This window comes from Nocardia carnea (genome assembly GCF_029868855.1).
In the GTDB taxonomy this organism is placed as follows: Bacteria; Actinomycetota; Actinomycetes; order Mycobacteriales; family Mycobacteriaceae; genus Nocardia; species Nocardia carnea_A.
Window position 1 is genome coordinate 20709 of record NZ_JARWOV010000304.1, and the last position, 9963, is coordinate 30671.

The 9963-nt window shown below is 66.0% G+C and carries 13 protein-coding genes; 6 read left to right on the plus strand and 7 right to left on the minus strand.

The genetic code is table 11. The annotated features are described in order from the left end of the window. Positions 1-109 precede the first annotated feature (109 nt). From QH195_RS31170 to QH195_RS31195, 6 genes are all read right to left on the minus strand, one after another. Complete coding sequence (locus QH195_RS31170) at positions 110-631, minus strand: hypothetical protein (RefSeq protein ID WP_280438009.1); 522 nt, start codon at positions 629-631, stop codon at positions 110-112. After that, positions 621-1016 carry a helix-turn-helix transcriptional regulator gene (locus QH195_RS31175; RefSeq protein ID WP_280438010.1) on the minus strand — a complete coding sequence of 132 codons (396 nt, stop codon included), beginning with the start codon at positions 1014-1016 and terminating at the stop codon, positions 621-623. Before QH195_RS31175 ends, QH195_RS31170 begins: the two co-directional genes overlap by 11 nt. A gap of 116 nt (positions 1017-1132) precedes the next feature. Continuing rightward, positions 1133-1615, minus strand: a complete 483-nt coding sequence (locus tag QH195_RS31180) for a hypothetical protein (RefSeq protein ID WP_280426119.1) — start codon at positions 1613-1615, stop codon at positions 1133-1135. Between the two features lie 137 nt (positions 1616-1752). Next, positions 1753-2076, minus strand: coding sequence for a DUF4357 domain-containing protein (locus tag QH195_RS31185; protein WP_348537364.1), 324 nt, complete (start codon positions 2074-2076; stop codon positions 1753-1755). Between the two features lie 165 nt (positions 2077-2241). Continuing rightward, positions 2242-2571 (minus strand): helix-turn-helix domain-containing protein, encoded by a 330-nt coding sequence (locus tag QH195_RS31190; RefSeq protein WP_280438012.1) that lies wholly within the window; start codon positions 2569-2571, stop codon positions 2242-2244. Further along, complete coding sequence (locus QH195_RS31195) at positions 2568-2936, minus strand: type II toxin-antitoxin system RelE/ParE family toxin (RefSeq protein WP_280438013.1); 369 nt, start codon at positions 2934-2936, stop codon at positions 2568-2570. Before QH195_RS31195 ends, QH195_RS31190 begins: the two co-directional genes overlap by 4 nt. A 368-nt stretch (positions 2937-3304) precedes the next feature. On the opposite strand from QH195_RS31195, the gene QH195_RS31200 reads away from it, so the two are divergent. The 4 genes from QH195_RS31200 to QH195_RS31215 all read left to right on the plus strand — a co-directional run bounded on the left by QH195_RS31200 (position 3305) and on the right by QH195_RS31215 (position 6227). Continuing rightward, a complete protein-coding gene (locus QH195_RS31200; RefSeq protein ID WP_280438014.1) occupies positions 3305-4087 on the plus strand; it encodes an alpha/beta hydrolase family protein in 783 nt (260 codons plus the stop codon). A gap of 96 nt (positions 4088-4183) precedes the next feature. Then, entirely contained in the window at positions 4184-4450 is a 267-nt protein-coding gene (locus QH195_RS31205) for a type II toxin-antitoxin system Phd/YefM family antitoxin (RefSeq protein ID WP_280438015.1), read from the plus strand. A 134-nt stretch (positions 4451-4584) separates the two neighbouring features. Continuing rightward, positions 4585-5226: a dihydrofolate reductase family protein gene (locus tag QH195_RS31210; RefSeq protein WP_280438016.1), complete on the plus strand. Its 642-nt coding sequence runs from the start codon at positions 4585-4587 to the stop codon at positions 5224-5226. 197 nt (positions 5227-5423) lie between these two features. Beyond that, a complete protein-coding gene (locus QH195_RS31215; RefSeq protein WP_280438017.1) occupies positions 5424-6227 on the plus strand; it encodes an alpha/beta fold hydrolase in 804 nt (267 codons plus the stop codon). Between the two features lie 144 nt (positions 6228-6371). On the opposite strand, the gene QH195_RS31220 is transcribed toward QH195_RS31215, so the two are convergent. Continuing rightward, positions 6372-7526 (minus strand): TIGR03364 family FAD-dependent oxidoreductase, encoded by a 1155-nt coding sequence (locus QH195_RS31220; protein WP_280438018.1) that lies wholly within the window; start codon positions 7524-7526, stop codon positions 6372-6374. 171 nt (positions 7527-7697) lie between these two features. Between QH195_RS31220 and QH195_RS31225 the strand changes: the two genes are divergently transcribed. After that, a complete protein-coding gene (locus tag QH195_RS31225) occupies positions 7698-8456 on the plus strand; it encodes a GntR family transcriptional regulator (protein ID WP_280438019.1) in 759 nt (252 codons plus the stop codon). A 182-nt stretch (positions 8457-8638) separates the two neighbouring features. After that, on the plus strand, positions 8639-9838 hold the full coding sequence (locus QH195_RS31230; protein WP_280438020.1) for a cytochrome P450 family protein: 1200 nt from the start codon (positions 8639-8641) through the stop codon (positions 9836-9838). The last annotated feature ends 125 nt before the right edge of the window (positions 9839-9963 follow it).

Genomic DNA, 9963 nt, shown 5'->3' on the forward strand with positions numbered 1-9963 from the left:
GAGAACTGTCTCGATGCGAATGGTTCCGTTGTGCCGGTGACGGTAACCGGGCCCCATTTTCTCGATGACGGATGAGCTCGTCGCTGCGTTGGTCTGCTTGACGACGACGTCAGGCATCCGGTTGTTCGTGAGGTTTGAGCGAACTCTCGGACAGCTCATGCGCATCAGGCAGGAGCACGGGATGTTCGGGAAGGACCCGCGCCGAGATGCTGTGCACAGCTTCACGTAGATAGGGTGCGATATCGCGGAGGGCACGGTTGACTATCTTCGTGCCGGCACTGTTCGGGAGATCTCGAAGAAAAGCGCTCGTATCATCGATATTCCCCTCGGTGGGGACAGGCGCCCCGGCCGCAACGACGGCGAGTTCGTAGAATGCGACGATCTCGACCCGGATAGCACGTGGATGCTCATCCCGGACGAGGAGGTCTACCGACGCCGCGATCTGGCTATTCGGTTGTCCACCCAGGGCTACGGTCAGTTCGTTCTCGGCTCCTGCCGCCCATTCGGGTATGTCGTCCGGGGTCTCCCATCGTTGTCCGAGGGCCGACCATGTCTCCACTCTGTCCAGGCGAGCGGCGAACGATGTGGGGGCAGAATCCTTACTTCCGCCTGTGCGGCGCTTATCGCTCATCGGTAACCAGGGTGTCGGGCGCTTCGTCGAGCCGGATGGTCATCGGTTCGTCGTCGAGTGTGTCGGCGGGAACGAAGCCCGGCTTGCGCAAGGTTCGGGCCGGGATGCGCCAGGCATACTCGCCGAGGGTGGAGCGGGCGCTACGCCGGGCCTGGTGGTCTTCGACGGTTTCGACGTGAATATCGATCGCGGCTCCGACGGCGTGTGCGTAGCGCAAGACTATGTCCATAGTGGGGTTGCTGCCCTCGATATCGGATTCGAACCTGCTGATTCCGGACCGGTTGATGCCGATCGCCTCGGCTACCTGAGCCTGGCTGATTCCCCGTTTCGTGCGGATACCGATCAGGTCATTGAACAAGCGGCGCCGAGTCTGGGTCAGATCCATCGCATTCCTGACATGACTTGCACTTGTCAAGTCCAGGGGTTGCGTCCTTTTCCGGCGGATCCTCATATGTTGCATTATAGCGCAACATATGAGTCATGTGACGGCGTCAAGGCCGATCATCGCCGTGGAAACGGTGCCCAGGTGTATCCGTGCTCGACGAAGTACCTCTTCAGGTACCGCATGGCCTGTTTGATATCCCGGCGTTGTCGCTCACGGTTTTGTAAGGGACGGAGGCGGCTCAGCTTGCTGTCACGCAACGTCACGCCCACAACGTGGTCTTGGCGGTTGATCGGCTCCCCGAAGTACAGGCGCCATTCCACCTTTCCGCCCCTCCCGGAGGTCTTCAGCTCGCCCAGCCACGGTGGATCCGGTTCGTCCTGTGGTGCGAAGTCGAGTGGGCAGCGATAGTCCTGCGGTTCCCGGTAGCGACTCCGCCCCAGTCCGCCGTGCTCGGATTCCTCGATCTGCCCCTTCAGGTTGCCGTATGCGAAGGGGTCCCGAGCCCGCAGCTCCCTCAGGTTTTCTTCGGCGTCCGGTGTCTGTTCCCAGTGGCACTGGCCCCGGGTCACGCGCTTGCCGTGCGGAAAGGCCTGCGTCATCGGCACCCCCCTCGAAGTACTCGTTGTGGAACCAGTCGCTGAAAGCGACGGTGTTGCCCCCGGACTTGCGGACGCGATCGTGCTTCGCCTTCTGATCGCGACCGGGCACATTCCGAAGGCTTGACACTGTGGGTGATTCAGAGATTCTCGTCCGGTATCGCTTCCTCGATTCCCTCGGTTTCCCACTCCCCATAAGTCTTGCGGCTGCCCTGAACCATCCACGTCTTGCGGCCATTGGCGGCCCGGCCGGTCACGACAGCCGCGGCTGCACTCGGACTCGCGAACACACTGTCCCGAGCGAAATACAACGACTCTCCGTCGGGCGATTGGACGAGCGTCCTATCCTTTTCACACGATGGCTCGCTCCCAGAAATCTTTTCCTCTCTGGTCGTCCGGCCGGGCGTGCTGAACCAGACGGCGCCCAACCATGTCGCCTTCACCGATATAGACCTGTAGCCCACGTGCCGTCCGCCAGGAAAAGACGAACCGACTTGCCAGCGCTCATGGTCGAGACATTACGGGCCGTGCCGATCCGGTACCGGAGACCGGGCTCGCTCAGCGCGAAGTCTTGACTGACGGGCGCTGCCAATCGCCCCCGCCCCCAGCGGCTTTGGTTACATCGGCGGTTACGCGACTTTGATGCTGTGCGGTCCGACGCTGACGGTGATATCGACATGGCCGCCAAGTGCACGTGCGTACCCGCGGAGAGTGTCCAATTCCATCGCCGACAGGTCACCGTTCTCGATCTGCGACACCCGGGACTGCGAGACTCCGAGTGCGGCTGCGACTTCGGCCTGGGATTTGCCCACTGACTTGCGCAGTTCCTTCAGATGATGACCTGCGACGTAGGCATCGAGTCGAGCGGAGGCCGCGGCCCGGACCTCGGGGTTGTCCATCTCCGGCTGAAGGCGGTGGGCGTCTGCCTTGACCTCACGCCAATTACGTGCGGGGCTCATGGCTTCTCCTTCTTCTCGGCGCGATAGTCGGCGTATCGTTCTTCCGCCAACGGAATTGCGCTGTCGTACCAACGTGACCATCGACCGGCTTTGTCGCCCGCTACGAGGACTATGGCCTCGCGGTCGGGATCGAACACGAACAGCATGCGGATCTCCGAGCTGCCGCAAGAACCCGGCCGGAGTTCCTTCAGATTGCGGAGCCGGCTGTGCTCGAGGGTATCGACCAGCGGACGCCCGAGCGCTGGTCCGACGACCGATAGTCGGTCGAGCGCCTGTTCGATCTGGCTAGCAGTCGTGGGATCGGAAACGCAGAGTTTCATATACCAGTCGTCGACCGGTTCCAGCAGCACGATTTCCCAGGCCACGGGGCAAATATAACACAGAGCTAATAGTCGCAGTCTCGACCGGTTTATGCCTGTGGTTCGACATGGTTCCGGCGAGTTGAGCCGAGAAGCTGCGTCTCCGTCGGATCCAGTCCGATCGGTGCGGGCCGCTGGGCTGTCGTGCGTGGTTGCGCCAGGCGCTGGGATAGAGCGCGTAGGGTGTCGGCCTGTCGATCGTGTGCTGAGCAGGTCCGTTGCGACGGGTCATGGCGAACCGCAGGAGGCGAATCTTGCGTGGACTGTCGAGGGTGGCGGCAGGTGTTGCCGTCGTGGCGTCGGTAGCGGTATCCGGGACGGCGTGCGGGCGGGAAAGTGCGGAGCCGCCCCTGGCCCACACTGTGGCGGACACGATGAAAGTCGCTTATGGAGAGCATCCCGACAATTACGGGATCCTGCATCTACCGGAAGGCGAAGGGCCGTATCCGGTGGTGGTGATGGTGCATGGGGGTGGGTGGCTCGAGGATCATGATCTCGGATATTTCGAACCGTTGGCGGCGTCGCTGGCCGAGTCCGGGGTCGCGGTCTGGAATATCGAGTATCGGCGGGTGACGGGGGAGGGCGGCTGGCCGGCGACGCTGGCCGATGCGGACGATGCCACCGAATCCGTCGCGACTGTCGTCCAGCAGGCGGCAGGTGGACGGCTGGACCTCGGGCGGGTGCATCTGGCCGGGCATTCGGCCGGTGGGCATTTGGCGGCGTGGATCGCGGGGCGGCATACGCTCGGGCCCGGGGCGCCCGGCGCGCAGCCGCGGGTGCGTCCGCGGAGTGCGACCATCATGGCCGGGGTGTTCGACCTTGCGCTCGCGGTGCGTAAGGGGCATGACGAGTTCGTCGGCGGGTTGCTCGGTGGGGCGCCGTCGGAACAGCCCGGGCGGTATGCGGTGGGGTCGCCGATCAGGCATCTGCCGGTAGGGATTCCGGTGGTCGCGGTACACGGGACGGCCGATACAGTGGTGGATCCGGTGCAGTCGCGGTCGTATGTGCGGGCCGCGCAGGCGGCGGGTGATCCGGCGCGGTTGGCGATGCTGGACGGGGCCGGGCATGCGGATTTCGGTGATATCGATTCCCCTGCCTGGGCTACTGCTCGCACGATCATTCTCGAGCATGTGACCGGGGCGCATGCGCACCGGTGAGTGTTGACTCGTGTTTGGGGTCGAGTGGCAACTTCGCGCCCTGCCGTTGGTGTGACCCTGTGTAGCCCGGCTGCGCGCTGACATATCATCGCTCTCATGAGTGATCCCGAGATCACGCACCGGGACCTGGAAAGCAGGTCCCGAGAGATTCTGGATGTCGTCCAGACCGGACAGACCTTTATCGTCACCCGTGACGGTCACGAGATCGACCAGCTCGTTCCCTCGCACCGCCGCCGTCGCTTCGTCTCCCGCGACGAGTTCGCGGCGATGCCGAGGACCACCGCGGATATGGACCTCGCGGTATTCCGGGCAGATCAGGACGCCACCGCTGAGGCTTACGCGGACGATCCCTACAACCGCTGAACTTGTTGTACCGGTAGGCCTGTCCAGCTCCCTTATGAGGGCTGACCTGCGCTCGACTGGGACGGAAACAGATGATTTTCGCTGCCTGGACCGGTCATAACCACCAACCGGCCGACGCGAAAGGACGCAGTGAAATGAAACTCATGGTGCACGAATTCCTGACCCTGGACGGCGTGATGCAGGGGCCGGGGGCTCCCGACGAGGACACCAGTGATGGGTTCGAGCGTGGTGGGTGGCAGGTGCCGTTCACCGCGGACGAGGATTTCGGGCGGATCGTCGGCGGGTGGTTCGAGCAGGTGGAGGAGTTCCTGCTCGGTCGCCGGACCTACGACATGATGTTCGAGTACTGGTCGCAGGTCACCGACCCCGGCGATATCGTGGCGACGAAGCTGAACCGGTTGCCGAAACATATCGTTTCGGCCACGCTCGCCGAGCCGGAGTGGCAGAACTCGAGGGTGATCGGCAGGGACGTCGTCGGGCGGGTGCGGGCGTTGAAAGAACGTCCGGGTGGGGAACTGCAGGTACACGGGAGCTGGCAGTTGGTGCGCACACTGCACGAGGCGGGGTTGATCGACGAATATCGGCTGATGGTGTTCCCGGTGGTGGTCGGGCCGGGGAAACGGTTGTTCGACGAGCATTCGCCGGCGTCGGGGTTCACGCTGGTCGACAGTGCGGTGACGGAGTCGGGGGCGGTGTATCAGGTGCTGCGACCTGCCGCGTTCCAGGCGGGGCGGTATCTGGTCGAAGGGGGTCGTGAGGTATCCGAGCTCGGGTGAGTCCGTGGTCCCGGCAGTCGTTCCGCGGGCAGCCCGGCGATCGCCGACGGCTCCTCGACCGCGCGGCCGCCGGATATCCCGTGCCGGTGTCCGGGCGGGGCTAGAATCAGTGGCCGTGTCACCTGTGCGGCGCCGGATTTCTCGGCGTCCAGTTGCTCGAATTCGTGCGAAACCGATCGAGACCGGACAGGGAAACCATGACCACATTCCGCGCTGTGCGTGTTGCGTTGTTCGCTGTGATCGTTGCGTTGACCGCGGCGCTGGGGGGTGCGATTCCCGCGGCCGCCCAGTCGTTGCCGACCGTGGTGCTGGTGCACGGCGCCTTCGCCGATTCCACCGGCTGGGACGGGGTGGCTCAGCGGCTGCGCGGACAGGGGTACCGGGTGCTGACGCCCGACAACCCGTTGCGTGGGCCCGCGCACGACGCGGCGGCTATCCAATCGGTTCTCGACACCGTCGAGGGGCCGGTGGTGCTGGCCGGGCATTCGTACGGGGGATTCGTTATCAGCAATGTGCACGACCCGGATGTCGTGTCGCTGGTGTACGTGGCGGCGTTCGCGCCGACGCAGGGTGAGATCGCGCAGCTGGCACTGGACCCGATCCGGTTCCCGGGCAGTCAGCTGCTGCCGCCGACATTGCAGGTGGAACTGGTCGACGACCCGCAGGGGCCGATGGGCCGCAACCTCGACGGTTATATCGCCCCGGATCGTTTCCACGAGGTGTTCGCCCAGGATGTCGACGATGCCACCGCCGCCCAGATGATCGCGCATCAGCAGTCGATCGCGATTGCCGCGAATCTGGAACCCTCCGGCCCGCCGTCGTGGGCGGGGGTGCCGAGCTGGTATCTGGTGTCGGCGCAGGACCGGGTCATCCCGCCGTCGTCGCAGCGGTTCATGGCGGGCCGGATGGGTGCGCAGACGAGCGAACTCGAGGCGTCGCATGCTTCGCTGGTGTCTCGCCCGGACCAGGTCGCGGCTGCGATCACTACGGCGGCCGGCTGACCTATCCGAGGCCGGGACGGCCTCGGCAGCGTCGATTGTCGTCTCTGCTGCCGGACCGGATCGTCGGCTGCCGGGGCGCACAGCCGACCGACTCGACGTTCAGCACATGGATCTCCGTGTCCATCCGGGGGTGGGCCGCGAGGTTCAGAGCAGATCGTCGAGGACAGTGGGTGCGAGTCCCAGGGCGGTCGTCATGCCGATACCGGAGGTCACCGAGACGACCCGAACCCCCGATGCGGGGGTGGCGACGAGGAAATCGGTTTTCGGGGAATCGGCGTAGATTCCGCGCCAGCGGCGGCGGACGGTGAGCCGGTCGACGCCGAACAGGCGAGCGCCCTCGCGCAGTACCAGATCCGTCACCGACTCCTCGTCGAAGGGGAGATGGGTGCGGCTGTAGTGGTGGGTGTCGCCCAGGACGATGGCGCCGTCGGGGCGCTGGGTGAACATCAGGTTCATCACCACCTCGAGGGTTTCCGGTGCGCGGGCGGTGATTTCACGGCGAACCTCGGCGGCCGATTCGGTGGTGGCGAGGCCCCCGTAGCGGAGCATCGAGTAACCGGTGAGGACGGCGGGGGCGATACGGATGTCGCCGGGCGGGTCGGCTTCCAGCATGTGCAGTTTGCAGCGGCGGACCTCGTACTCCTCGGCGAGGGCGGGGAACAGGCGGTCGATATCGTGGCCGGAGGCGTGCACGATCGCCGTCGCGGGCAGGTCGCCGCGGGAAGTGTGGACGATGCCGGGGGAGATGGCGCCGGCATGGGTGTGCCAGTGGAAATCGACACCGTTGGCGGCGAGCCAGTTCGCGAGCGCGGGAACGGCAGCCCGGGGGTCGACCCGCAGGTCCAGCGGTAGGTGCGCGCCGCCGAGTATTTCGCTGCCGGGGTGGGCGGTGGGCAACGATTGCTCGACACCGGCGCGGTCGAGCAGGCGCACCTGGTCGCGGCCGCGTTCGGCGGCGAATTCCTCGAGGACTCCCATCTCGGCGGTGCTGCGGGCCACGACCAGGGTGCCGGCGCGGACGATCTCGAAACCGGCTTTCTCCGAGAGGCTCAGCCATCTCTCGCGGGCGGCCATGGCGTAGTCGAGGGCGGTGCCGGTCTGCGGGGTGGCGCAGAGATGGCCGAAGTTTCGGATCGACGCGCCGACCGCGCGGGCGTCGCGTTCGACGACCGCTACTCGCAACCCTCGCTCGACCGCGTCGACGGCATGGGCGAGGCCGACGATGCCGGCGCCGACGACGGCGAGGTCGACCGGTTGGGCCGGCAGGGTGGGTGATGCGGGTGGCGGGGCGGCTGTCATGCCAGGAATGGTCGCAAGGAGGCTGTCGCTGCTCAAGCTCCGCGCACAACTTGTCTATATAAGTTCATCCATAGTTTTACCAGGATAATGCCGTTTCCGCTGGGCGGGCGCGGCCGGAATCGTATACTTGTCCGATCAAGTTGCGATTCCAGCTGCGACCGAGAGGACGATGTGGCCGTACCGCTGCACGCCCGCGTTTCCGCCGAACTCCGGGAACGGATCCAGCGCGGTGCCCTTCCGCCCGGGGCGTCGTTGCCGTCGGAGGCGCGGCTGTGCGCGGAGTTCGGTGCGTCCCGCGGCACCGTCCGCACCGCGCTGGCGACCCTCCGGCGCGAAGGGCTGATCGCCGGCGGACAAGGTCGCCCGCCCGTGGTGCGTGACACCGCGCTCGGGCAGCCGTTCGAAAGCATGCTGTCGTTCACCGCCTGGGCTGAGCGGATCGGGAGAACGCCGGGTCAGCATACGGTGGAGGTCGCGCGGCGCGGAGCGGGCGCGGCCGCGGCCGCCGAGTTGGGGATCGGCGAAGGTACGCCGGTGGTCGAAGTGCTGCGAGTTCGTTCGCTCGACGGCGAACCCGTCATGCTGGAACGTGCCACCTTCGTGGAACCGGTAGGCCGGCTGCTGTTCGATTTCGACCCCGACACCTCATCGATCTACGCCCACCTCGCCCGGCAGGGCGTCGACTTGCATTCGGCGCGGCACACCATCGACGCGCTGGCCGCCGACCCACACGATGCGACGTTGCTGGGTATTGCCCCGGGATCCCCGCTGCTGCGGGAACGGCGCCGCACCTCGACGGCGGCCGGCGAACCGGTCGAATACGGCGACGATCGCTACCGCCCGGACAAGGTCACTTTCACCATCGACAACGCCCGCCCGGCCGCCGCGGGTACCTCCCACGATGTGCGGGTCCTGAAACAGGCGGAATGAGTCGAATCTCCGCGGTTCCGTATCGCGGCCGACCCGCCGGTTCCGGCACGTATCCCGCTGTGGTTCTTACGTTTCGGTGCGCGGGAATATCGGTTGGCGGCAGAAAGTCCGGCAGCGTTTGTGCGGTCCGGGCCCGCGCCGCACACTTGCCCCCGGTAGACCGAAACGCCCAGGGAGGCAACATGTCCGAGCAACTCATCCAACTGCCGACACCCGGTGAGTCCATCCTCGAAACCCATGAGCGCATCCTGCGCGCGGGGGAGATCGTGCCGATCGAACTGCCCGGCGGGGTACCCGCATGGATCGCGGTGAGTCATCGCGCGGTGAGCGAAGTACTCGACGACAAGGTTTTCGGTAAACATCCGGCACACTGCCCGGCGCTGCGGGACGGCACCATTCCCGCCGACTGGCCGTTGCGGGCGCTCACCGATGCCGAGCATATGCTCAACCAGGACGGCGCCGAGCACCGCCGGCTGCGGCAGACGATCAACAAGGCGTTCACCCCGGCGCGGATCGCGGCCCTGGAACCGCAGATTCAGCGAATTGCCGACGAACTGATCGGCAACTTCCCGGCCGGGGACGAGATCGACCTCATCGCGAACTACACCACCCCGTTGCCGGTCCGGGTGATCTGCGAACTGTTCGGGGTGCCGACCGATGAGCAGCCGCAACTGAAGAACTGGACGCTGGCCATTGTCTCGGCCACCAGCACCGGCGAAGAAGCGCAGGCGGCCATGGCGGCGATGGGCGGGTACTTCGCCGAGTTGCTGCAGCGCAAACGCGCCGAACCCGGTGACGACCTCACCTCGGCGCTACTGGCGGCCAACGAGGAGAACGAGCTCACCGACGCGGAACTCATCAGCATGCTGTGGCTGGTGATCGTCGCCGGGCACGAGACCACAGTGCATCTGCTCGGCAACGCGGTGGTGGCCCTGCGGGAGTTCCCGGAACAACTCGCCCGTGCTCAGGCGGAGAACCGCTGGGCCGATGTGGTGGAAGAGGCGCTGCGCTACCGGTCTTCGGTGGTGGGCGCGCTCATGCGGTATCCGCTCACCGATGTGACCGTGGCCGGTGTGCCGATCCCGGCCGGCAGCCCGACGCTGTGGCACGGCGGCATCGGCCGCGATCCGCTGCGCTACCCGGACCCCGAAGTGTTCGATATCGACCGTGAGCACAAAGACCAGCTCTTCTTCGGCCGCGGACCGCATTTCTGCCTGGGCGCGCCCCTGGCCCGGCTGGAAAGCCGGATCGCGCTGGCCACCCTGTTCACCCGCTACCCCGAACTGAGCTTGGCGGTGGACGCGAAAGATATCGAGTACACGGTGCAGATCAGCACCGTCGGCCCGGTCGCGCTGCCGGTGCGGCTGGGGCCCGCCGCGTAAGTCGGGCGCGGGGTTTCACGCCCGTTGCGCGGCGGTCTCGCCGCGGCGGCGCCGCCCGGACACCCCCGGTGTGAGGCCCAAACCTTACATGAAAGCGGCGGCGGACCACTCGTCGTAATCGGCGG

What these genes read in the sequence shown, in the direction of transcription:
- QH195_RS31205 (WP_280438015.1), top strand. Translation starts at nt 4,184, where the DNA reads ATGAGTGATCCCGAGATCACGCACCGGGACCTGGAAAGCAGGTCCCGA.
- QH195_RS31210 (WP_280438016.1), top strand. Translation starts at nt 4,585, where the DNA reads ATGAAACTCATGGTGCACGAATTCCTGACCCTGGACGGCGTGATGCAG.
- QH195_RS31190 (WP_280438012.1), bottom strand. Translation starts at nt 2,571, where the DNA reads ATGAGCCCCGCACGTAATTGGCGTGAGGTCAAGGCAGACGCCCACCGC.
- QH195_RS31180 (WP_280426119.1), bottom strand. Translation starts at nt 1,615, where the DNA reads ATGACGCAGGCCTTTCCGCACGGCAAGCGCGTGACCCGGGGCCAGTGC.
- QH195_RS31170 (WP_280438009.1), bottom strand. Translation starts at nt 631, where the DNA reads ATGAGCGATAAGCGCCGCACAGGCGGAAGTAAGGATTCTGCCCCCACA.
- QH195_RS31220 (WP_280438018.1), bottom strand. Translation starts at nt 7,526, where the DNA reads ATGACAGCCGCCCCGCCACCCGCATCACCCACCCTGCCGGCCCAACCG.
- QH195_RS31175 (WP_280438010.1), bottom strand. Translation starts at nt 1,016, where the DNA reads ATGGATCTGACCCAGACTCGGCGCCGCTTGTTCAATGACCTGATCGGT.
- QH195_RS31215 (WP_280438017.1), top strand. Translation starts at nt 5,424, where the DNA reads ATGACCACATTCCGCGCTGTGCGTGTTGCGTTGTTCGCTGTGATCGTT.
- QH195_RS31230 (WP_280438020.1), top strand. Translation starts at nt 8,639, where the DNA reads ATGTCCGAGCAACTCATCCAACTGCCGACACCCGGTGAGTCCATCCTC.
- QH195_RS31200 (WP_280438014.1), top strand. Translation starts at nt 3,305, where the DNA reads ATGAAAGTCGCTTATGGAGAGCATCCCGACAATTACGGGATCCTGCAT.